Source organism: Saccharibacillus deserti (genome assembly GCF_013618475.1).
Taxonomy (GTDB): domain Bacteria; phylum Bacillota; class Bacilli; order Paenibacillales; family Paenibacillaceae; genus Saccharibacillus; species Saccharibacillus deserti.
This window is the reverse complement of sequence record NZ_JABJVN010000003.1, coordinates 297,268-320,760: the sequence shown is the minus strand read 5'-3', so window position 1 is coordinate 320,760 and position 23,493 is coordinate 297,268. Positions and strand designations below refer to the sequence as shown.

The window sequence follows — 23,493 nt, the reverse complement described above, 5'->3', positions numbered from 1 at the left end:
TTCTTGTATTTATTCCGCCGCAGAATCCGTGCGGATGTCGTAGCTCTCCCCGTCGACCGTCACCTGTTCGATCGGGGAACCCAGCGCACTCACGATCCGGTACACGGCCGTGTACGGATAGTTCCCGGGGTCCGCCGCTTCGGAGGCGGACCCGTTTCCGGCTTCGGCGCCTTCGCCTGCCGAAGCATCGGTGCCCGAACCGGCCGCGTCCGTGCCGGTTCCCGGTTCGGTGCCGGAGGTATTTCCTCCGGCGGCATCGGTTCCGGACTCCGGCCCGGAACCCGGTTCTTCACCGGCCGGCGTGCCTGCGGCCGGGTCGGCGCTCTCGCCGGGTGCGCTGCCGGCTTCGGTTCCCGGCTCTGTGCCGGCCGGATCGCCGGCTGCGGGATCGGTTCCCTGACCGGCCGCTTCGCCGGTCGTCTCTCCCGATTCCGTACCGGCTTCCGTGCCGGTCGGCTCTTCGCCGGCGTTATCCGTGCCGCCGCTGCCGGTCTCTCCGGCGGCATCCTGCCCGGCTTCGCCGGATGTGCCGTCGGCAGGCTCGCCTGCGGCCGGGTCTTCGGTACCGGTCGACCCTTCGACCGGGTCGGGGTCCGCTCCCTGCTCAAGCGCCGGGTTGTCGAGCACAACGCGGCTGGTATTCGCCAGGGTCAGTTCCAGCTTGGCCGGCCGGAAAGCGTCCCGTTCTTCCGCGGTGCGGAAACGGAATTCGACCGTCTGTCCGTTAGATGGCGCGATGACAAGCATAGCCGGCCCCGCATCCGTGCCAGGTACCGTCTCGCCTGTGCCCGGCGTATCCGCAACCGTCTCTTCCGGCGGATCGGCCGGCGTCTGGGCGGTCTGTTCTTCGCCGCCCAGCACGCCGGTCGCGTACAGCACGCCGACGGTTCCGCCGCCGACGATCACCAGCGCCAGCAGGCCCATCAGCAGCAGCGCCAGGCTGCGGTTCCTGCGCATCCAGCGCACAAGCGGCGAAGCCTGCTGCGCCTGGATTTTGCGGTATACCGCGGCCAGCGGAGCGGGTGCGCCGTCGAAATGATCGCGGCGCTTGTTCTTGTCCCGGAACGCTTCGCGGTCGTGGGCGGCAAAGTAATGTTCGATCGCAGCCGCATAAGCCGGATGCAGTCTGCCGTCTTGTAAGTACGGCTCCTGCAAAGCCGACCATGCGAAGAAGCGGTATACCGCTTCGCGTCCCCCGGTCGCGGAAGAATTGATCCGCACCGCGTCGACCAGGCGGCGGTAATCCACGTCTTCGCCGCCTCCGCTCAGGCTGCGCGAGAAGGCCGGCATGAGGCGGCCGTAACGGCCGGCCGCGATTTCGGCCGGCAGCAGGCGCCGGCCGAGCTTCTGCACTTCGTCGGTCTCCCGGATCCCCAGACCGTCCAGCAGACCCGCATCCGGCCGCTCCAGCGTGAACCAGAGATACGCGGCGCGCAGCGCGGCGTACCGGTCCGTTCCGCGCGGACCGCGCACTTTGCGTTTACGTTCTTCGTCGCTCTCTCCTTCGAACAGGAAGCCGAGTCCCGTCACCTGCTGCAGCGTGACTTTTTCCCATTCCCATTCATCGAGCAGGTATTGGATCGCTTCGTCGGCCAGCGCCACGCACAGCGGATGCTTCATCAGCTCTTCGCCCGTGCCGTCCATCAGGCCGGCGGTCGGGTTGCCGTCGCCTCGCAGCGTCTCGACCACGCCTCTCACCGCCGAGACCGGTTCGCCGGAACGGCGCAGCTTGCTGCCCATCGCCCGCAGGGACGAATCGCAGAAGTGATCGTTGTTCAGCAGGCCCGGATGGTCGTCGGACCATTTCTGCACGATCCGCACGACTTCCGCCGCGTCCGACGCCGATTCCATTTTGCGGTCCAGATACGGTTCGAACAGCATGGAAGCCAGCTGCCGGTTGCCGATCAGCGTCGAGAAGAACATATCCGCAAGCTCGGGATCGCTTTCGATCACCGCGTAATAGGACATCCCGCCGTCTTTGCGCTTCTGCCGGGTCACCATCGGCATCAGCGTCAGCAGATAGCGCAGTACCGCGGCCCCGGCGCCTTTGCCTCCGACCCGGAAATACGCGACGATGTCGCGCAGCAGATCCGGTTCCGGAATCCGTCCGGCCATCAGATCGTCCAGCTCGCGGTCGAAACGGCCGCCCAGCAGGTCGAACATCCGGGCCTTTAGGCGCGATTCGCCCGCACGGCGCACCCAGGCGGTCAGCAGCGCCAGAATTCCCCGCCGATCTTGCTCGTAGGGTTCTTCTTCGCCTTCTTCGATCCGGAACAGTCGGGACAGCTCCAGATAGCGCCCGGAGTTCAGCGCATCCGGCGTACTGCCCAGCGCTTCGTCCGCGAACGCGTAGAACCGCTCCAGCCGCTGCGGATCGCGCAGGCCTTCATACAGGAAGTCCGCGAGTTCCTGCAGACTTCCGCCTTCGGCGGCATTGACGATCCGTCCGCGCGAGAAATCGAACAGGAAATCTTTCTCGATATTCCGGTCGCCCGGACGCATCGAGCCTTGTTCGACGAACGTCAGATGGACGCCTTTGCGGCTGTGCGGTTCGCGCGAATACGTGACAAAGCCCAGACGGCGGCGGAATTCCGGCGGCAGCGCGGCATACAGCACCTCCAGCAGTCTGAGGGCACGGGCGCTCGATTCGGCAACGGGCGCGTTCAGCGTCACGTAGACTTTGCGCCGCCCGCCCATCGATTCCATCAGCGCCAGCAGCAGCCGCTTGAACGAAGAAGCGTCGAGACCGAGTTCGTCCAGTTTGTCCGGTCCGGTCTTCGGCTGCGGCAGCTCGCTTCTCATCGGCAGGGCGGCAAGCTCCGGCAGCAGGGAGGAATCCGTCGCGCCTTCCGGCGGTTCGGCGGCTTCGGACGCGAAGTCGGCATACAGGAAATTCATGTACTCCGAAGCCAGGCTATCCGCTTTTTCCGACGGAATGACATAGTTATGGGTGAAAAAGGTGCTGCGCAGCCCCGCAAAGTCGATCGATTTGTACAGACTGCGTCCAAGTACCACATCGCCGTTCTCGAGCTGCACCAAATGCACGGAATCCGGATAGGCGGACTCTTCCTTGACGCCGGAAGCGGTCAGCTCGGCCGGCGCGTCGTAGGCGCAGAGCGGGTGCAGCGTTTTTTTGATAAAAGTTTCGTCCAGGCCTTCCGTCCGCGCGATCGTGTCGTAGCCTTCCGTATCCCGGAAAATGCCGCTGCGCGCGCGCGTGTAGAGCTGCTGGCCGATTGGTTTGGAGGAGAATGGGCTCACGTTTTATTCTCTCCCCTCGATATATTTCAGCTTGTACAGCAGCCAGATAAACGGTTCGTCGACCCGGATCGGGCTCACGACGCCCTGGATCTTCTGGTCCACCGGATTGCTGCCGAGCGCCGACACCGCAAAATACCCGGTCTCGTTAAAATAGACATCCATCGTGCCTTTGAACGGCCGGTCCACCTTTTCGATAAAGCGCCGCACTTCGCCGTCGATATTGCCGAACTCGGTCAGGTCGAAGTAATCGTGGTGTTCCATATTGTTGAATACGTTGCTGTTGGGACGTATGTAGTCGCCGCCTTCGTCCGCAAGTGCGCGCAGCATATCGCTTTTGGTCAGCACGACCGCGGTCGGAATATCCGTTTTGCCTTTTTCCTGATGCGAAATGAAGTCGCTGAACATGGTAAGCACCACGTCGCGCGGCTCGTCGTAACGGTTGGTCCACTCGCCCGGCTTGTCGCCCAGCATGATCCGGATCCGCTCGCGGATCGAACGGATCTGCAGCGGATCGACCATGAACAGGATGCCCGCCGAGTTGCGGATATGCCGCCCGTGCAGGTTCATATATTCTTCGTCCACCATGCCTTCGCCCGCCACATCGAAAAAGACGAGCGTCAGCGGAGGTTTCTTGTCGTCTTTGAACACGAATTGGAAAATGAAGGGCTCCTGCATCCGCTCTTTCTGCGTGGAAGCCAGCAGGTCGCCGCGTTCGAACAGCGGATCTTCGTAATTCATGCGGAACTTGCGGCTGATCTCCGCGTTGAGCGGCATGCACGCGGCGTCGAACCGGTCGGCCGTCGTCTGCTGCAGCGTATGGATCAGCGACGTCATGTAGACGGACTTGCCGACCTGCGACGCGCCGACGATCGAGATGATGTTGCTCGGCACCTTGCCCGCCGTCACCGGCAGCTCGTTATGGCAGTGCGGGCACAGCCGTCTGCGCGTCGTCTCGCCGTAGCGGTCCGTCAGCGAAGTGAGGACATTGTCCGTGTACGTCCGGTGCTCCGGCAGAATATCCCGCGGATTCAGAATCGCTTCCATGTCGTACACCGTATCGAGACCGAACCGCTCCCGGTACCGGTTCAGCGGCGCGTCTTCGCGCAGCGCGAAGTCTTCGTCGTCCTCGCGATGATGCGAAGCGCGGAAGACGACTTCTTCCGGCGAGAACTTGCTGAAGCAGTACGGACAGACGATATCGTAAAACAGCGGCCTCGGTTCTTCCTGCAGCTTTCTTTTGAATCGGCTAAAAAAGCTCATCGCCGTTCCCCCTGACTCCTTATTGGTTGGATCGCGATCTGCATGATTCCCAAGGTGAACTGCGCTTATTCGGGCAGCAGTTCATACAAGAGCCCATACTTTTTCCCGTCCGTAAAAAACACCCGCACAAAATCGTTCTTGCCCACTTCGATCTCCGGCAGACCGGTGCGGCCGGCCGGGAACGGAGTCCCGAACGGATACACCGTGCCGTCCTGCGGACCGGTCGGATAAGCGCCGCTTTTTTTGACATAGCAGAGTACGTCTTCGCCCAGCGGCACCTCGCAGGAAATTTCGATCCGCACCGATTTGTACGGACGAAACAGCGCTTTTTTCTCCCGGACGGCGCAGCGAATCTTCGCGCGGCCGGCCGGCGTCTCGATCGTATTGGAACCGTCCGGCTGGCGGACCAGCACCGGTTCGCCGGCGCCCGGGACCACCGCGTATACGGTATACGCAAACCGGCCGATCCCGTCCAGACGATCGCGATAACCAGCCGCCGCTTTGTATTCTTCCCGCGTATACAGCTTCAGCCCGGACGGATCGGGGCTGAAGCTGCGTTCCGGCGCGGACGGGGTTCCGCCCGCGCCGGAAAGATCGGCGTCGAGCGCCCTTCGGCCGATATAGACCGAATCCGCGCCGGACGGCCACTGCCACTGCAGCGTGCAGACGTCGCCGCTGACGCGGCGCGTCAGTTCGCGGATGACCGGAGAGTCCGGACCCGCTTCGATAAACCGCATCCCGGATGCCTCCTTCGTGGACTTGGGACAATTTCGAGAGACGGAGATTCCTGCGCCAAACGTCGGCTCGACCGTTATACGCTCCGGTTTCCCTGTTCGAAATCGCCCTTCTATTCATGCCTTGTCACGCCGGTTCCGGCAGTCGGAATCCCGGCTCCCGAACGGCTTTTCTTCAATCTTCACAGCTTCTCCCATTATAACACAGCCGTCTGCTCGCGGCCCCCGCCTCCAGCCGGGGAATCCGAACAATCGGCCGACATCCGTTTTCGCCATACCACGTCTTCCCCCACAGCCCGATAGGCGGGCTCAAGCAGAGCAAAAAGGAGGCCGATACACCTGTCGATCCATCGGCCTCCTCCTCTTTTTACGCTTTCTTTTTCAAGCTTCCTGCGTGCCGTTCTTCAGACATCCTGGCCGACTCTTGACTCGTTACTTCGTCTGTCCCTGACGCAGCAGACCCGGTATCGTCGATTCGAACGAAGGGAAAGCGTACACCAGCTGATCCGCCTGCTCCGCCGACAGCTTGAGCGCGATGACCGGCGTCAGCGCGTTGACGATATCCAGCGCTTCCCGGCTGTAGGCGGCCGCTCCGACCAGTTGGCCGTCCTTGTCGAACACCAGCGTCAGATGGGCATCCGTATCGCCCCGACCGGCGAAGTCCCACTGTTTGCCCAGCTCGACCGGCTTCACGGTATACGTATCCGACTGCTCCGCTTCCTCCGGCGAGATGCCGATCTGCGAGATCCGCGGCAGGGTAAACGCGATCGTGGCAATCGGCGGATACTGGATCGGCGCGTCGATCGCTCCCGACAGCAGCGCGGCCAAATACTTGGCTTCGAATACGGATGTCGGGGTCAGGCGCGGCTGTTTTTTGTCCAATACGTCGCCGCTTGCGTAGATATTCGGCTGCGAGGTACGCAGATACCGGTCGACGACGATGCCTTTGCCGGTATATTCGACGCCTGCCGCTTCCAATCCCAATTGATCCGTGTTCGGAATACGGCCTGTCGCGTTGATGACCAGATCGGCATGCAGCGAAAGTCCTTTTTCCGTCTTGAGCACGGTCTCTTCGCCCTGCTTGGACAAACTTGCCGCCCGGTCTTCAAAATGGAACACGACGCCGTCGCCCCGCATCTTCTCGATCAGAGCTTGGGCATACGGTTGATGGAATCCGTTCAGCGCCCGGTTCGAGGTCTGGACGACTTCGACATGCGCGCCCGCTTTGGACGCGATCGACGCCAGCTCCATCGCCACGTACCCCGCGCCGATCAACACGATCCGCTGCGGAAGCTCCGGCAGATACAGGAAATCGTCGCTCGTCTTCAGCAGTTCGCTGCCCGGAATGTCCAGCTCCGCCGGGCGCTGTCCCGCCGCGATCACGATCGTTTCCGCCGAATAGGACACGCCGTCCACCACGACCGTACGCGGATCGGCAAACTTCGCTTCGCCGCGCACGACCGTGACGCCCGCTCCGGTCAATCTCTGCTCCACCAGGTCCGGCAGCGGATCGAGAATCGAATTCTTGTGCGCCATCAGTTTGGACCAGTCGAGCGAAAAAGAGCTTTCCAGACCGTGCCCGCCATACAGCTGCGCGTCTTCCATTACCTTGATCGGCGTGTCCAGAATAATCTTCGGATTGCAGCCGTAGCTGGTGCAGACGCCCGCAATCTTGTGACGCTCGATAACGACGATCTTCCGGCCTGCCGCGGCAAGCGGCACCGCTGCGTTCCAGGCCGCCTGGCCGCTGCCGATAAACAGGATGTCGAACGAATGCTGCAGGGATTGAGTCATGGGATTCTTCCTCTCGGATTTGGGATTTGGGGTTCGGGATGCAGGGTCGGAATTCAGGATCTTTTTCACAAAAAAACCCTTCGGCTGCCTCCCGCTATCGATAGTGCGCTATTTAATCACTCTCAATATCTTTAACCGTCCCTCTCTTCCGTCAACCCTGCCGGCCTATCCGGTCTCATGCCGCTCTTAGTCTGTCAGCGCGGCGGCCGGAATTCTTTTTGCGAATCCGCTCGGTTTCAGACTTCCTTATCCGGCAATCAAAAACCGCTGCTGCGATCGCCGGGACGTGTCCCCAGACCCGCAGACGGATTGGACACGCCCGCGCCTTTGCGTCTGCGTTCCCGCCGCTGCTGGTCGCTGACCGGCACAACCAGCGTGAACACGGCGATAATCAAAGCCAGGGCCAGATCGGCCAGCAGTCTGACCGTCGGGTGCCCAAGCGAATCGCCCTGCAGTCCGAGTTCCAGAATCAGGCCCGCGGCCAGACCGGCCAGCGCTCCGCCGATACCGAAACTTTTGGCGAGGAACCGATTGTCGAACATGGTCCCGAGCGCTATGCCGAGTGCGGCACCCAGCAGCAGGATGAGACCGATATGCAAAATTTGCAGATAGGTGCTGCCTGCCGGAGCCCCGGTACGTTCGGTCAGCAGCGTATGGTCATCCAGATCGCGGTAGATATCCTGGAACGCCAGCGAGATCTGGTCAGCGTTGGCGACATTCGTATAGGTGCCGCCGGTCCGCTCGGACAGATTCTCCAGCAGACGGAATCCTTCCGCCAGAGCTTCGCGATCTTGGGCGTTCAGCGTCTGGTCTTCCGCGTTGCCGAGGGCGATCGCATTGATCGGAACCCGCTGGTCCCGATACTCGGACACCACCGCGTTCAAATCCACGTCGGTCACGCCGTCGGACAGCAGAATGACCATCGCGCCGCTCTCCGCATTGCCCTGCTCCCGGATATGCTCCATCGTACCGGTCAACGCCTGGTCGATTTTCGTTTTGTACGTCGTCGGCTCGATCGCATCGATCTTCGCATAAATTTGCTGCTTTGCACTATCCGTCGCCGTCGGGGTCAGCGGCTGGATCAGCTGCGGAACCTCGTCGAAAGTAAACACGGCCACTCTCTTCTCCGCGTCCATTCGCCCGATCAGTTCTTTGGCCGCCGTGAACCGCTCGTTCTCGGGATCGTTGCCTTTGCTCTCCTCGTCGCCCGTCATGCTGCCCGAATTGTCGATCAACAGCACGATATCGTTGATCCGCTTGGCTCCGCCCAGATCCAGTTCGTACACGAACTCAAACAGCGAACCCAGCGCCAGAAACGCAGCCAGCGTGACCGGGACAAGCATCTTCCACGACACTCCCGCGTAGCGTTCTCTCCAGGAGCGCCCGTTCAGCTTCGGCGAGATCATCTCCGCAGCCAGGCAGCCCAGCCCGATACAAAAAGCCAGCACCGCAAAGTAGATCCCGACCAGCAGAATACTGGATATCTCTCCTTCGTAACGGCTCAGCAGCCATTCCCCGATCCCGAATCCGACCGCCCCGCCGACAAGCGCCAACACCAGCAGCAGCCCATTGATTTTACGCTGCATCTTTCCTCACCCCTCTCTATGTATGCCGCAACCTATTGAATCCCCCTTCGGGCCAATCGATAGGTTCCGGTTGGCGCAGCCACCTCCAGGCCGCAGACGGCAGCGGCCTCCTACGCCTTACTCTCTTACTCCCTGCGCAGCCCCAAATAACTGCCTACGAGCCGTTATCCTTCTTTTCACCGCTGATACCCTGCAAATAACTGCGTAGAGACAGCTATTTCCTCCGAATCCGGCGAAAAAAGCAGGCGGCGCTCCAAGTAACGGTTCTCTCGCAGCTAAAAGACTTCAAGCGCCCAAAACCGACGAAATAAGTGCCGCTGCGCTTTTATTTCGTCCCGCTTTTCACAGAAGACCTGCCCCGGCCCACTCAAAGGGAACATTCCGGCAGCCGAGCGGGCCCATCAGATCTCCGGCAGACGATGGGCGTCGATCGCGTGGAACAGATACCCCGCTTTCACATAAGCGTCGTAATAGACGCGGCCGTTACGGTAGTACATCAAGTCTTCGATATGGAAGCCGCCCATCAGGTTCAGCTTCTCCACCCCGTCGCTGCGGCGTTCGTGGACGTAGCCGACGCGGTAGATCCGCGACGTCTCTTCCTCGTTCAGCGCATAGCGCATGAATTCGCCGTTGCCGTCGCCGAAGAAATACTTTTCTTCGTGGCGGTGCTCCTGGGTGTAGTCGAACAGCCGCAGATTGATCGCCGCGCGCTCTTCCAGCTTGCGGTAGAGAATGCGGAACAGATCTTCCTTGGTCATCGTCTCGCGGTTTTCGTATTCGACGGCGACGTTGGCCCGGCGCAGCAGTTCCTGCTCGTACGTCTGCACAAGCGGCTCCGCGCCCAGCAGCTCGCGGGCGCACAGATCCGTCAGCCGCCGAAGCAGCCGGTGCTCGCCCGCGTTCATCGGCTGCAGTCCGGCTTCGTTCATGCCGGTCGGCACGCTGCCCGGCAGTCCGGTCCCACTGCCGTAAATTCCGGCTTCGCCTACTCCTGTTCCCATTCCCGAACTCTCTCCCGCAGCCTCCCCGTCCTCCGGACGATCCGCGATCAGCGCGGCGAGGTCGCCAAGCCGGCGCTCCTCGAAATAGTAATCCCGGCCGCGCCGGTCTTCCGCATCACGCATCAGCGTATCGACGACGCGCTCGTAATACGGCATCAGGTTCTGGCCGATGTAATCGTCGGCGCTCCTCGCGCTGTATTCCGCGGCGCGGCGCAGCCGTTCTTCCAGCTGCTCCACGCGGCGAATCATCGCCTTGTAGCGGACATGCAGCTCGGACAGCGCGTCTTCGTAGCGCCGGTACAGCTCGATCTCCATCTCCAGGCGCAGGATGCGCAGCTTGAGACCGTAGACCTGCTCGAAGAAATAGCGGACGAAGTGTCGCACATTCTGGCTGTCGCGCAGCAGCGCTTTCTTGTGCGGCTGCTCTTCGACAAGGCCGCCGTAGAGCCGGTCCAGCTCCTCCCGGGCGCTGCCCTGCTCCAGCATCGCTTCGCGCATCCGCTCCAGCAGCGCCGACGGCGCCGCGTTCGCGGATTCCGACGGATCGCTCCAGGCGGCGATCCGGTACAGCCCGTGCCGCGCGTCTTCCGCCGCCGCACGCTCGGCATACTGCCGCAGGCCCCGGCCGATATCGGCCTCGGCCAGGCGCCGCTGCGCTTCCGCCTCGAAGTTGCCGCGGAAGAAACTCTCCGCGGCCGAGCCGAACAGCGCCGCTTCCGCTTCCGCCAGCGTCATGCGGCGGATCGACGAATACGTCGCGGATGAACTCATGATACCGTTCATATCTTCAAGCTTGCCTTCGTCCGGCGCCAGGCGCTCGGCGCGCTCGCGCATATGCGGGCGGTCCAGTTCGAGGCGCGACAGCTGCTCGGCCGCCGGCGTCTCGGGAATCTCCCGCATGCGGCGGTTCAGGCCGCGCGCGAAATAATGCAGCACGGCCAGCGCGATCGAGCGGTCCGGCCGGGTCACCCGGGCAAAACCGCCCGAAGCCATCCCCCGGCGCCCGGACTCGTTCGACAACCCGCTTTTGAACGACGAATTGTTGTACTGGCCGGCGCCGGTCTTCAATCCTTCCAGCGGCTGTTCTTCTCCGGCCGCGGCGCTGCCCGCCGACGAACCCGAATCGCGGCGGCGGTTCTTGAGCAGATGCGCATGGCAGATAATCTCGTATGCGCCGCGCAGGCCGCCCGGCGCGGCGATGCCGCGTTCGTTCTTGTCCGACAGCAGATAGACGAGATCGAACAGCGGCGACGGCGCGTGGTTCACGTCGATCGCCAATCGGTTTTCCGTCACTTGAAGCGGCGCGGAGAACGCGTATTCCGGACGCTGGACGAGATCCAGCTCCCGCAGGAACGACACGCCGACCGAACTGGAATAGCCGAACGAATCGGCCTGCTCCTGATCGCTGACAAGGACGTAGAGATCCGTCTGCACGGACTTGAACGACTGTCCGAACACCGCGCCGGCCAGCAGCGAGATCTCCGGCGTCAGCACGTTCATCACGTCGTCCGCATGCGTCACGACCGAAAGATGCAGCCGGTCGAACGACGCGAACAGCCGGCCGCTCTCGGACAGCATGCGGCTGGACCGGCGCAGCGCGCGGTTCAGTTCATAGAGATGGTCCGCTTTCGGGTTGACGAACGCGCGGTGCGTATCGCGGCGCAGCGTATTCTCTTCCGCGTCCTGCCCGCCAAAAGCATCCCAGCGGAAACGTACCGCCTGACGGTGATGATCCAAATCGTCCTGCGGCAGCGCGGACGAAGCGACATGGAAATAGGCGATGCCCGCCGCGTTATCGTATTTGCCCGCGTTCAGCCGCGCCAGCGCCGACGCCGCTTCGGCCGCCCGGTCTCCCACAAACAGGAAAGCGGCCGGATAATGCAGGCCGCTCCTCCCTTCCGCGAAGCCCGGAAGCCCTTCTTCCCGCGCCGCGTACGCGGCGGCGAATTGCTCCAGCAGCTCGTTCATGTTATCTCAACCTTTTGCGCAGCTCGTTGAGCTTGGCCGCGGTTTCTTGATAGAAGCGGTACGCTTCTTCGCCGTTCACAAGTTCCATCTTCTCGTATTCCAGCTGCTGCCTCGCTTCGATGAACGCCGTGTACAGCTCGTCCAGCTTGCCGGCCAGCAGGGAAACGTCTTCCGAAGCGGTCAGCTCGCTGGAGCGGCGGGACGCTTTGCGCAGCAGCGTCTGCCGCTGCCGGTCGCCGAGCGAACGGAACACGTCGTAAATCTCGAAATGCGGATAGCTGCGGCTCTTCATCAGATTGACGAACGGCTCCCAGCTCTCTTCGTCCTCTTCGCGGTCGTAGACGTAGAGCGCGCCTTTTTTGACGATCGTCTCGGTGTACAGCGCTTCGATATATTGATCCAGCAGTTTCTCTTCCCCGGCATGCTGCGACAGCAGCGATTCCAGTTCGGACACTTTGGCCTGGATCGTCTCGTACTTCGCCAGTTCTTCGCGCACCCGGCGGATCTGCTCCGGCGAACGGATCAGGTTTTCTTTGGCCAGGTCTTCGTTGATGCTGCCGAAAATATCCTTGACCGACTCCCGGCCGATGCCTTCGCTCAGCAGGCGCTTGAGTTCGGCATGCGCGCGCTTCACTTCGCCGAGGTTCGGCTTGGCGCTTTGCAGCTGCATATCGAAGCCTGCGAGCGACGCGAACAAGTCGAACGCGACCGTCGTGACGACGGAATAGCGGCTGCTGGTCGTCTGATCGGCGTCTTTTTCCACGATGACCCCATACTGGCGCGCCCGGTCGAACTCGCTGCGGACGCGTCCGTTATAGTCTTTGACCCGGCCGTTGTCGTACACGTCGCCCCACGACTGCTGCGGAATCGGCGACGGCAGATATGTCCAGTTGTCGCGTTCGGTCTGCACCAGATGGCGTCCGACGCCTTCTTTGCCGAGAATGGTCCGTTCGTAGTTTTCTTCATAGACTTTGAGCGGCGTATAGACGAACAGCGGCACCCCGTTGCGCGTATTGAGCCAGAAAATCCGGTTCTTGACCTGGCTTTCCTTGACCGTGAAATTCGATTTGCCGATCGCGTTCTCCTGGTAGTTGCGGATGCCCTTCAGAATGCCCGGTGCCTGAACCGGCACGGACACGAAGCCCCACGAAGGGAAATGCAAATTGCCGGAGCTGTTGCTCAAGTGGAAGACCGGAATCGCTTCCTCGTCCAGCTTGCCCGCGATGTTGCGCTCGACGAACTTCTCGATCGACTCGTCTTCGCCGAACTTCATGCGCAGGAAATCTTCCATCGACTGCGTGATCAGATCGCCGAATTTGCTCGTCAGGAAGTCCGAGATCGAACCGATGATATCGACTTCCTGTTCTTTGATCCAGCGGTCCGAATGGTCGATCAGTTCCTGCGAGAAATCGCGGATCAGATCGTCCACGTCGCGTTTTTCCATCAGGCTGCCGACGAATTTGGAGATGTCCGGCACGCTGACCACGTTCCAGTAATACGTTTTGTTCCCTTTGTGGTCCACCTGTTCGTCGCCGCGCGTCAGAATCTCGCCGTTGCGTTCGAAGATGGAGCTCAGCGCGTTGAGAATCTCGGTAAACACCCCATAGATGCGGTTGTTTTCCCGGTTCAGCAGCTCGTAAAAGTCTTCATAGAACTCGATCATCTGCTCGGTGCGCTCGATGTCGGCCCGCAGCCAGTACTCGTTCATTTTGGCTTCGATATAGGCGTTCTTCTTCTTGTCCCGGGAAATGAGCGCGCTCTTGGCGTCGCCCATCCGTTCGTTCGCCTGTTCTTCGGCCGCTTCGATATCGCGCGGAATCCGCAGCAGCGACTCGCGCAGGTTCTCGATGTACGCCTGAAGCATTTTGAGCAGGGAGAATCCCTTCTCCGTATAAATGAGGCGGGAGACGTAGAACGGCCCCTGCTCCGGACTCAGGAAAGCACGGCGGATCTGTTCGGAAAAGCGCTCCAGCATCTCGCCCGGCAGCTGTTTCTTCATCTTGATGTATTCTTCGCGCGCCCGCGTCAGGAACGTCTGCTCCAGCTCCGCGTCCATGCTCACGCTTTGCATTTTGATCACGTTCGCGTAGCTGAGGCGTTCGCTGTTCTGGTAGCCCGGAATCGGTTCCGGCACTCTCGACTCGAACGTCTTGAGCATCGAATCCGGATCCAGCATGAGCTTCTGCGCAAACCGCTCGACCTCTTCCTGGTTCGGCGCGTGCTGGAACATCTTCTCCATCTTCTGGAACAGGCGGTACGCGAGATACGTCGTCATTTCTTCGATCGGCAGCACCGCGGACGACGCGCCGATGATGTTGTAGTCGTAGTTGGCCGGATAAGCTTTGGTCATCTGCGCGATGTTCGTGCGGATGTTGCTGATATAATCGTGGATCGCGAACTCTTCGCCCGACGCTTTTTCCTCGCTGGCCATAAAGTTGGTAATATTCTCGGCCGTCACGTTCATGCAGTAATCGTACGCGTTCTCCAGCAGCTTGCCTTCGGTGTTGGTCGCGGAGATCAGATGGCACAGGTTAAAAGGCGGCAGCGGCGAGTTGACGGTCAGGATACTGCCGTACTGCTGCTTGAACCGCTCCCCGCGCGCGTCCACGTTCATCCAGTAATCCAGTTCTTTGAGGGCGGCGTAGCCGTTCTTGCGGACGTATTCGCGCGTATGTTCGCTGAGGCTTTTGTTCGACAGATTGACGTCCGGCGTGAACAGGTAGCCCAGCATGTTGAGGCGGTCGACGCCGGCTGCGCCGTGATCGCGTTCGACCAGCCCGCGGATGATGTACGAAATATCGAGGAACGAGCCGCTGCCGGTACCGCCGGACAGACCGGTCAGCAGGAACACGGTGAGCTTCTTGTTGGTGCCGACGGACAGCGTCTTGATCTTCTTGTCGATCGCCTGCACGACCTGGTTGATCTTCGTGAACAGCAGCAGGCGTCCCGCCTGGCGCACGCCGGCCGCGCCGTTCATGCCGTCGGTGATGCTGAGCTCCGGCGACAGCCATTCGGTGATGTACGGCTCGAGGATGCTGCGGTTCTGCAGCAGTCCGCCGATCTCGGCGTTGGCGAGCAGCACGAATTCGTTGATCGGGTCGAGCCCGATGCCTTTGTAGCGCTTGCCGCGATCCTGCTCGTTCGTCTCGAACGCGAGGAACTCGACGTTGGACGGCTTCTCCATCTTCTTCTTGGAGACCGGATCTTCCGGCAGTTTGAAGCGGCGGTTGATCTGGTATTTGAGGCGCAGCAGGGCGTCGATGCCCGTGCCGCCGAGTCCGATAATGAGCATCGGATTGTCGATGGTATCGACGCGGATCTTCTCGCTGACGATTCCGCCTCCGAGCGAGACGTCGAGCTGCTGGATATGTTCTCTTACGATCGGTTTCATGAAAAGCTCCTTTCGGGATGCGGCCTTCGCGCTTGTGCTTCTTCGCGGAAGGCCGATTCGGTGCGGATAGCGGATAGGGATGGATTCGGACAAACCTTTTGCGTTCCGAAGCGGGTCTAGTCAAATTGGATAGAAATCGCTTTTGGATAGAAATCGAAGCGGGTTGAGCCGTCCCGCTTCGATCTTCTTTGGTCAAAGTCGCGGCGAGGAGTTTGACTAGACTAAATATTCCAAATTAATCGTCTTGCCGGCTTGGGCCATCGGAACGGTGATCCGGTCGCCGCTTTTCAGTTCCAGACCCTTCGACGTATCGACGACGCGGCCGGATTTCTCGATCGGAACGCCTTCGGCGCTGCTGCGCAGCAGAATCCGGTCGTTCGAACCCGGGGTGAAGACGATGTTCTCGGCGTCTTTCAGTTCGGGCGCAAGCTGGAGAAGCTGATGCAGATTAAGACGGCCTTTGTACGTATTTAGTTTCTTATACTGCGGATAAGAACGTTCGCCGGTATTTTCGTCGCGGATCTCGATCACCATTTGGCCGACAAAGCCTTTGTTCGCTTTTTTGAGATAACGCATCAGGAAGAAAACAAGCGCGGCGAGCGCAAGCAGCCCCAAGACGCCCAGAATAACCGGCACGAGCGGGAACGGCTTGTCCGCTTCGGCTCCCGAACCGCCGGATACCGAGCCGGAAGCGGCGTCGATCTCGATCGGAGCGGATTCGCGGTAGAAGCTGTCGGCCTTGGCCCGGACAATCAGCGTATACTTGTGCGCTTCGGGCAGCTCGTAGCTGCCGTCGAACTGCGCATCCTTGAGCGCCATGGGCACATTCGTCTCGATTCCCGTCTCTTCATCTTTGACGACGAGCGTTGCTTTCATTGTGGCGGCCAACCCAGGCGAATCCAGCTTCTGGCCGGCGCTCGTCAGGTACGCGGAAACGTCGACCTTGTCGCCTTTGCCGTAGGAGTCCGCGCCCAACGGAGCGGTTGCGAGTTCAAGATCGTAGTTGAAGACCAGGCTAATATCGATCTGGTCTTTGTTTGCGCCTTTGACGCCGAGCGTCCAATCGCCTTCCTGCGGTTTGATGAGCTTCAGCAGCGAATACGTCTTGGACTTGGACAGCGTAACGGCGTCCGAAGGAATCGTCACTTCGGCGCCGCCCGGGTCTTGGAGCTTGAGCTCGACCGGCTGGCCCGAGGTGATCGACACATTCGCTTCCAGGACGTTTGCGTTCGGCACGCCGATCGTGACGTTCTGGAATTCTCCATTGCCCGTCAGCGGATCAAGCGCCGTCACGTTAAGCTGCTGATGGCTGGCAAAAATCTCGCTCAGGATTCCCGGCAGATCGTCCGCGGAATCCGTCACGAACGATTTGCCGTTCGTATCCGACGCGATCTTCTCAAGCTCGGCCTGATTCAGCTTGCCGTCGGCGTTGAGCCCGATCGTGTAGACCGGAATTCCGGCGTCGGCCGCTTTCTTCACGGAATCGGCCAGCTCCTGCTTGGACTGGTCGAGCGTCTTGGACTTGGTCGTATTGAGCTGAGTGTTGCCGTCGGCCAGCAGCACGATCATCGGCTCCCGGCCGGTCTGCGCGCCGCGCCGCAGCATATTGACCGCTTCGGTTACGCCGACCGCCGTATCGGTATAGGCGCCGCGGCCGAGCTGGCCGATGAACGTCTTCAGCTCGTCCTTGTCGCTCCGGCCCTGGATCTCCAGCAGCGCTTTCTCCCGCTGGACGACATCCGTATAGGAGACGATGCCGACACGGTCGCCCTGTACGGGCAGCATATCGATGAACAGCCGCATGGCTTCGTTCCCGATCTTCTGCGGATCGCTTGTCGCCATCGAGTTGCTGGCATCAAGCACGAGTACCGCGTCGATCGGCGCGGAGCCGGCGGTCGACGTTCCTCCTGCACCCGGCTGGGAGGAAGCCGTTCCCGACGCCGCGGCAGGCTGCACGCCGGCCGGGAATACTCCCGAAGCCAACAGCAGCGCCGCAAGCAGCGGATAAATCCGTTTCCCCATTCTCAGAACCATTTCATCAAAACCCCTTTATCGACTAAATGCATTACGTGTTCATGTATTCGGTGCCTTTCGGATTTCGGCCGAAGCCGTCCAAACTATCATAGGCCTGTTTTCTGTGAAAATCCTTAATATTTCGTTAATAACTTCTGAAAACCCTGTAACCTTCCTCCTCAGGATGTCTTTTCAAACGGCGGCTGTCCCTTTTCCTGCCCAAATATGCGCCCTGCGCTTCGAACCAACGGCTCCCGCCGACGTCCAAGCGAACGGTTGCGCCGGAAGCCGTTTCCGGCTATCGTTAACCAAGAAGGCACTGCCCGAATGATCGCTCGGCCTATACGGCGGCTTATCCGTATCTTCCGCGAGGGAGAGCGGCTGTTTCCGTTTGGGCGCTTCGTCAGGCTTGGGCGGAACCGAAATCGAGCCCGGAAAGGAACGTGCAGACATTGTCCGCTTATTTGATTTATCTCACATACGGAATGCTCGGGATTTTGTTTCTTTTTACGGTAATTAAATCCTTACTCTATATGCGAAGCCCCAGACAGGCGCCCGAACGGGCGGAGCTGGACAAACGGCTGCTCAATACTCTAAACGATCGGCGTGAACGCGAATGAACAAAAAGTTGAACGTTACCTTCACCCCCTACGAACGTACCCGGTATGCCTACGACAAACTTCGGCTTTGCCGCAAATGCGGCAGTTATACCGTATTGTCTGCGGACGTCTGCCCGTCATGCGGAAGCCGAACGCTGTCGGACATTCCGGCGGCGGCCCGGCGCGAGACCCGGCGCTCCATGCAGTCGGAGCTGCTGTTTGCCGCCCTGCTGACCCTGCTCGCCATGTTCTTCGCCGGGACGATGCCCTGGATCGGCATTTCGGCCGCCGCCGGCATTCTGCTGACGGGTCTCTTGGCGTTCGCCCAGCGCCGGGCCTACGAAGCGCAGATCCGGATCCGAACCGACCGCCTGTTCGCCAGAGACCGCGACCGGATCCGGCACGGCCTGATTCAGGATATCCGGGCCGCCGAGGCCCGGCTCGAATCCGAACCCGCTCGCGCCTACGAGATGCTGCGCGAGGTCAATACGCTGCTGCGCAACGATCCGATTCGCGGACTGCAGGCGGAACTGCTGCAGACCTTCTTGCTCCGGCGCGATATGGATCTGCTGGTAGATTCGCTGATTATGGAAGGCTTCTCCGCGCATCTGGCCGGCTATATCGGCGAGGTCGCCCGGCTCAACCGCGAATTGATCAAAGAAAATGCGATCCGCTACTGTCTGCGGTACGAGCCCCGGATTCGCAGTCTGCCCCGCGGCGACCATATTCTGGCGTCCGTGGCGGGCGCTGCCGTACGGATGAAGCGATATATCGAACTGTATCCGGACTTTATCCGCCGCTATGCGCACAAGCTGCCCGAAGACCGGCTCGAGCGTCTGCGCGAAGTACTGGCCCAGCATCCCGGAAGCCTGGAGCCGCTGAAGCTCGAAGCGGACGAGGTCTACCGCGTCCGCTTCGGCGGACGAAGCCCAAGGCGAGGAGCATCCGGCGGCGAAGGCGATTTCTCATGAGCCGAAAGCTCTACAATATCTTTATGACGATTCGCGGCGCGCTGACCCTGCGCAATCTGCTGATTTTTCTGTGCGCAGCCGCGCTTGCGGCCGTAACGGTCAAAGGATTCCGGGTCGAAGCGAAGATTCAGCAGGTCCGGCAGGCCGATGCCTTCTACACGGAGCACCGGCGAATCGCGGCCGAGTCCGCTTATGCGGCGGCACTCTCGAACACCGTTATCCGCTACCGGGAAGAGCATGTCCGGGAGCGCCTGGCCGAGCTGGCTCCGATTACCCGACTGCGCCAAGAGATCCTGTTGTCCAAAAGCGAACTGCTGAACGCGGCGGAAACCGGCGATTTCGAAGCATTTCTCGGATCCTACGAAGTCTATGCCGATTTCGGGAAGCTGTCTCTGGACGGCGAATTCGCGGCCGAATACCGCGAACTCGACCAACGGTACGCCGCAGCGGAAACGGCGGCCGCAGGATTCTCCACGTTTCGGGAAAGCTTCGAGCAAAAGCTGGACGGCAACCTCGAATCGGGCGATTACCGCGACGAATCCTCCAAAGAGCAGCTGCTGAGTATCCCCGCGGCCTTTTTTGCCGGGAAGAATCCGAACGACGCTTCCCCGGATTCCGCCGATACGCAGACCGCGAACGCACAGGACACGGAAGCTCAAGAACAAGTCAAAACCGACCACCTGAACACTCTTTGGGCCGATTACGACCGCCGCAAGCTCAAAAAGCTCGCCGCTGCCGGAAATTACACCGGCATGCTGGATGAAGCGCAGATTACGCTGGGCAGCTACGCCGCGATCGGCGTGGAGGCGCCGTGGGTCGGAGCGCAGGCCGAGGAGACAGCCGGCACGGTGCTTCGCAAAGATCTCGAAGCTTCATCCTATTCGACGTTCGCTTCGCATGCCCGAAACTTTGCGGACTTCGTCTCGGAAACGGGAGGATCTTCCGATCTGTCGGGCTGGATCGAAACGCGGATCGGCGAACTGAATAATCGAGCCGGTTCGCTGATTGCGGACGGCCGTTTTGAGGAGGCGATCGCCTTGTACCGAGCGCTGGACGGTTATGCCGATACGGCCGAAGCGATCCGCAAAGCGGAAGAAGCCTGGATAGAAGCCGAACCGCTGCGCATCCTCCAACTGAATGATTCGTCGCGTTCCTACTCCTTGGCCGTAAGCGGAACAGGCCGGTTCGGCGCGGATGTCTACGTCGCCGCTCTGGACGAAGAAGGTCTTCTTCACTTCGGCTTCAAGTTTGGCAGCGGCCGGACCGTGTACCGTGCTCCGCAGAATCTGGCTGCTGCGAACGCCCGAAGCCTGGAGATCCAGGAGCAGCTGTCCGACGGGACGACTCCGGTCGTCGTCATCGAGTCCGAATCGCTCTCGCGCAAAGCGGTCTATACCGCTATCCGCCTGGAAGGCGGCTCTTTCACACCGATGTTCCGCGTCGAAGCGGACGGATACACGATCGAAGACGGCGGACAGACGCTGCGCGCCGCTCATCCGATCGATGCCGAGGAAGAAGACCAGACCGCCGTATACGAGCTTCAGGGCTTTGCGTTTTCTTTTGTCGAACTGGAACCGGGCAGCGCCGTCGAAGAGACGCAGGATACGGGCGACGCCGCTCCCCTGCCTTCCCCAGGCGGAACTCCGGACGACGTACAGGACCCTTTATCCAGCGAAAGCGAACCGGATTCCAACACCGGCCCTCCCCTGCCCGAGCCGACGCCGGGCGGGGATGCGGACACGGCGCCGGAGACAAACACGGCATCTGAGGCTTCCGAACCGGCAGAGCAATCCGTACCCGTATTCGAAGCGGAGGCCGCCTCATAGACAATGGACAATGCTCCAGCTTCGTGCGGATCAAACATTTTCTGATTCTCTCGGCAGTTGTAGGGCAAAGGTTCTTAAAATGGTTTATACTAATTGAGCACAACTTATCTGACGTACCCGATCCGACCTATATCCAGTCTGGAGGACACCCCCCTTGAACTACAAGAAGAGACAGATTTTAGGGTTCAGCGGTCTGCTGGCTATTTTGTTAATCGTATTGGCCGCAGCCTCCGTTTTCCTCTATCTCAACAACAAATCGGTCAACGTCGATATGGAAGCCCGTTACGGAAAAAGCAAAGCCGTCTCGGACCTGCGCAGCACATTCTATACACTGGACAGCGAATTGGTCCGTCTCGTCGGCGAACAAGACCGTTCCCGGGTCGCCTCGCGGATTGAACGGATTAGCCAGTACCGCAGGCAGGCGCTGGAGCAGCTGCTGATTGCCGAAAACTTCGATGGCGGCGATCCGGGCAGTGCGCGCCTTGCCGCGATCCGGGTCGATTACGAGACCTATCTGGATTCCGCGCAGACGCTGGCCGAAGAAATCGGCAGCGGCCGGACCGCAGATGCGGCGGCGGAGCTGAGCCGCATCACGGAGCGAAATCGCGCCGGCCTTCTCAAAAAACTCGATGCTTTTCAATCCGTTCAGCGGCAGGCGCTGGAAGAGTCCCGTAAACGTACGGGCGAAATCACCCGAATCACGCTGTGGGTAATCGGAATCGCCATTCCCGTGACCATCCTCCTCTCTATTTTCCTTATGTTCTGGACAATACGCGGTACGACACGCAGTCTTAAGTCGGTAACCGATGTGATGCGCGGTGTCGATTTCAACAATGCGGAATCGCTTCCCCGCCTTCATGCCGATCCGCACGGCGAGATCGGAAACATCGCTTTTTCGTTCAATGAAATGGCCGCTTCGCTGGAGACGCATAACCGCAAAGCCCGCGAATTAAATGAAGCACTGGCCGAATACAATTGGATCCAGACGGCGCTGGCGGAATCTTCGGCGCTGTATCAGAATATTAACACTCTCGATCAGCTCTCTTATACCTTCCTGCGCAAAGTGGTCCCGCTGACGGGCTCGGCTTACGGCGTTTTTTATCTGCGTACGGAAAACGACGACTTGAAACGGATCTCGTCTTTTGCCGGCTATCCTTCGGAAGAAGCTCATGAAAGCTTCAAAATCGGCGAAGGACTGGTAGGGCGCGCCGCGGAAAGCGGAGAGATTCTCTCGATCGCACACGTACCGGAACATTATTTGCGGATTGCTTCGGGAACGGGACAAGCGGCTCCGGCCAGTCTCTTGATCGTGCCGATCGGGTTTGAAGACCGAATCGAAGCCGTCGTGGAATTTGCTTCGCTGGAACCTTTTAGCCCTGCGCAGAAGCACCTGGTTGAACAGCTGACGAATACGCTCGGCATCGCCCTCAACAGCGTAGCGGGCCGGATGGAAGTCGACCGCCTGCTGCGCGAATCGCAGATGCTGACCGAAGAACTGCAGACGCAGGCGGAAGAGCTGCAGTCCCAGTCGGAAGAAATGCAGTCCCAGTCGGAAGAGCTGCGCAGCCAGCAGGATACGCTCCGCGGCGCCAACGAACAGTTGGAGCGCACCAACCTGCAGGTCGAAGAGAAGAACAGGCTGCTTGAAGTCGTGCAGGGCGAGCTGGTCCGGAACTCCGAATTCCAGTCCGAGTTCCTCGCCAACATGTCCCATGAACTTCGGACGCCGCTGAACAGCATCCTGATTCTGTCGCAGATTTTGTCCGAGAAAGAAGATCATACGCTGAGCGGCCAGGAGAAAGAATATGCGGCCACGATCTATCGTTCCGGCAAAGACCTGCTGGCTCTGATCGACGATATTCTTGACCTGGCCAAAGCCGAAGCCGGCCAAATGGACGTCCTGATCGAGCCGTACAACGTGACGGAACTTCCCCATTCGATGCTCGGTCTGTTCAGCGAAATCGCCAAACGCAAAAACCTTCTGCTGGAAGCCGCCATCGAACCGGATACGCCGGCATTGATCTGGACGGACGGAAGACGTGTCGAACAGATCGTCAAGAACCTGCTGTCCAACGCGATTAAATTCACGCCGCAGGGGTCGGTGAAACTGAAGATCGGCACCGTCGGTTCGGAAGCGGAGCCGGGAAGCCGCGAATTGAAGATCGAAGTCGCCGACACGGGCATCGGGATCGCGGACGAAAAGCGGAGCCTGATCTTCGAAGCTTTCCGCCAGGCCGACAGCGCGACGGAGCGCGTATACGGAGGAACGGGACTCGGATTATCCATCTGCCGCGAGTTCTCGCGGCTGCTCAAAAGCCGGATCGGCGTGGAAAGTTCCGACGGCAAAGGCAGTACCTTCACCTTGATTCTGCCGCTCGATCTGCGCGCTTCGCAAACGGGCGAAGCGGATCCGATGTTCAAGCCCGCTCCCGCTTCGACACGTCCCGCTATTGCTCCGGGCGTATCGAAACTCTCCATGCCCGTGGACCGGGAAGGCGATCTGGAACTGTTCCGCAACCGCAGGCTGCTGCTGGTCGACGACGATGCGCGCAATATTTATGCCATCTCGATCGCGCTCGAGAACAAGGGCGCGGAAGTCGGCATCGCCGAGAACGGCCGCGAAGCTCTGGAAGTGCTGGAACGCGATCCTTCCTACGATCTGGTTCTGATGGATATCATGATGCCGGAAATGAACGGATACGAAGCGATGCAGGAAATCCGGTCGAAGCCCGAGTTCAGCAGCCTGCCCATTATCGTCCTCTCGGCCAAAGCCATGAAGGATGAACGGGAAATGTGCCTGGCTGCCGGCGCGTCGGATTATATCAGCAAACCGCTGGATATCGAGAAATTGTTCTCTATGATGCGGATATGGCTGCCGAAATAAGACGGCAGCGCTCGCCAAAAAGCTGTCCGGCTCAACAGCCGGACAGCTTCAGGCTGTCGAGAAAGTCCTATTCGCTTTAGAAGCATGGCGGCTGCAGGAGAAATCCGTTCCGGTCGCGTGTTGAAATCGGGAAAAAGGATTAAATTTCAATGGAATTTTCCCGATTTCAAAGGCGAACACTATCGTTCCTTCACTGAATTTCTCC

The 23,493-nt window shown here is 60.2% G+C and carries 11 protein-coding genes; 3 read left to right on the top strand and 8 right to left on the bottom strand.

The features are described from left to right. Positions 1-9 precede the first annotated feature (9 nt). From HOP44_RS11615 to HOP44_RS11580, 8 genes are all read right to left on the bottom strand, one after another. Positions 10-3,261, bottom strand: coding sequence for a GAP1-N2 domain-containing protein (locus tag HOP44_RS11615; RefSeq protein ID WP_172253435.1), 3,252 nt, complete (start codon positions 3,259-3,261; stop codon positions 10-12). A 3-nt stretch (positions 3,262-3,264) separates the two neighbouring features. Beyond that, positions 3,265-4,521 carry a TRAFAC clade GTPase domain-containing protein gene (locus HOP44_RS11610; protein WP_172253433.1) on the bottom strand — a complete coding sequence of 419 codons (1,257 nt, stop codon included), beginning with the start codon at positions 4,519-4,521 and terminating at the stop codon, positions 3,265-3,267. 65 nt (positions 4,522-4,586) lie between these two features. Then, the gene (locus HOP44_RS11605; RefSeq protein WP_172253431.1) at positions 4,587-5,258 is read right to left on the bottom strand and encodes a beta-mannanase; all 672 of its coding nucleotides are present in this window, start codon (positions 5,256-5,258) and stop codon (positions 4,587-4,589) included. 429 nt (positions 5,259-5,687) lie between these two features. Beyond that, positions 5,688-7,049, bottom strand: a complete 1,362-nt coding sequence (locus HOP44_RS11600) for a dihydrolipoyl dehydrogenase family protein (RefSeq protein WP_172253429.1) — start codon at positions 7,047-7,049, stop codon at positions 5,688-5,690. Between the two features lie 257 nt (positions 7,050-7,306). Further along, entirely contained in the window at positions 7,307-8,635 is a 1,329-nt protein-coding gene (locus tag HOP44_RS11595) for a vWA domain-containing protein (protein WP_172253427.1), read from the bottom strand. A gap of 401 nt (positions 8,636-9,036) precedes the next feature. Beyond that, positions 9,037-11,604, bottom strand: a complete 2,568-nt coding sequence (locus tag HOP44_RS11590) for a transcription initiation factor TFIID (protein WP_172253425.1) — start codon at positions 11,602-11,604, stop codon at positions 9,037-9,039. A 1-nt stretch (position 11,605) separates the two neighbouring features. Further along, positions 11,606-14,995 carry a tubulin-like doman-containing protein gene (locus HOP44_RS11585; RefSeq protein ID WP_172253423.1) on the bottom strand — a complete coding sequence of 1,130 codons (3,390 nt, stop codon included), beginning with the start codon at positions 14,993-14,995 and terminating at the stop codon, positions 11,606-11,608. A gap of 216 nt (positions 14,996-15,211) precedes the next feature. Next, a complete protein-coding gene (locus HOP44_RS11580) occupies positions 15,212-17,029 on the bottom strand; it encodes a vWA domain-containing protein (RefSeq protein WP_172253404.1) in 1,818 nt (605 codons plus the stop codon). A 595-nt stretch (positions 17,030-17,624) separates the two neighbouring features. Here HOP44_RS11580 and HOP44_RS11575 point away from each other — a divergent pair. The 3 genes from HOP44_RS11575 to HOP44_RS11565 all read left to right on the top strand — a co-directional run bounded on the left by HOP44_RS11575 (position 17,625) and on the right by HOP44_RS11565 (position 23,288). Continuing rightward, positions 17,625-18,578, top strand: coding sequence for a hypothetical protein (locus tag HOP44_RS11575; RefSeq protein WP_172253403.1), 954 nt, complete (start codon positions 17,625-17,627; stop codon positions 18,576-18,578). Next, on the top strand, positions 18,575-20,404 hold the full coding sequence (locus tag HOP44_RS11570; protein WP_172253402.1) for an ICP22 family protein: 1,830 nt from the start codon (positions 18,575-18,577) through the stop codon (positions 20,402-20,404). The genes HOP44_RS11575 and HOP44_RS11570 overlap by 4 nt, the downstream gene beginning before the upstream one ends. A 154-nt stretch (positions 20,405-20,558) precedes the next feature. After that, on the top strand, positions 20,559-23,288 hold the full coding sequence (locus tag HOP44_RS11565) for a response regulator (RefSeq protein ID WP_172253401.1): 2,730 nt from the start codon (positions 20,559-20,561) through the stop codon (positions 23,286-23,288). The last annotated feature ends 205 nt before the right edge of the window (positions 23,289-23,493 follow it).

What these genes read in the sequence shown, in the direction of transcription:
- HOP44_RS11585 (WP_172253423.1), bottom strand. Translation starts at nt 14,995, where the DNA reads ATGAAACCGATCGTAAGAGAACATATCCAGCAGCTCGACGTCTCGCTC.
- HOP44_RS11595 (WP_172253427.1), bottom strand. Translation starts at nt 8,635, where the DNA reads ATGCAGCGTAAAATCAATGGGCTGCTGCTGGTGTTGGCGCTTGTCGGC.
- HOP44_RS11580 (WP_172253404.1), bottom strand. Translation starts at nt 17,029, where the DNA reads ATGGTTCTGAGAATGGGGAAACGGATTTATCCGCTGCTTGCGGCGCTG.
- HOP44_RS11600 (WP_172253429.1), bottom strand. Translation starts at nt 7,049, where the DNA reads ATGACTCAATCCCTGCAGCATTCGTTCGACATCCTGTTTATCGGCAGC.
- HOP44_RS11605 (WP_172253431.1), bottom strand. Translation starts at nt 5,258, where the DNA reads ATGCGGTTTATCGAAGCGGGTCCGGACTCTCCGGTCATCCGCGAACTG.
- HOP44_RS11610 (WP_172253433.1), bottom strand. Translation starts at nt 4,521, where the DNA reads ATGAGCTTTTTTAGCCGATTCAAAAGAAAGCTGCAGGAAGAACCGAGG.
- HOP44_RS11575 (WP_172253403.1), top strand. Translation starts at nt 17,625, where the DNA reads ATGAACAAAAAGTTGAACGTTACCTTCACCCCCTACGAACGTACCCGG.
- HOP44_RS11570 (WP_172253402.1), top strand. Translation starts at nt 18,575, where the DNA reads ATGAGCCGAAAGCTCTACAATATCTTTATGACGATTCGCGGCGCGCTG.
- HOP44_RS11590 (WP_172253425.1), bottom strand. Translation starts at nt 11,604, where the DNA reads ATGAACGAGCTGCTGGAGCAATTCGCCGCCGCGTACGCGGCGCGGGAA.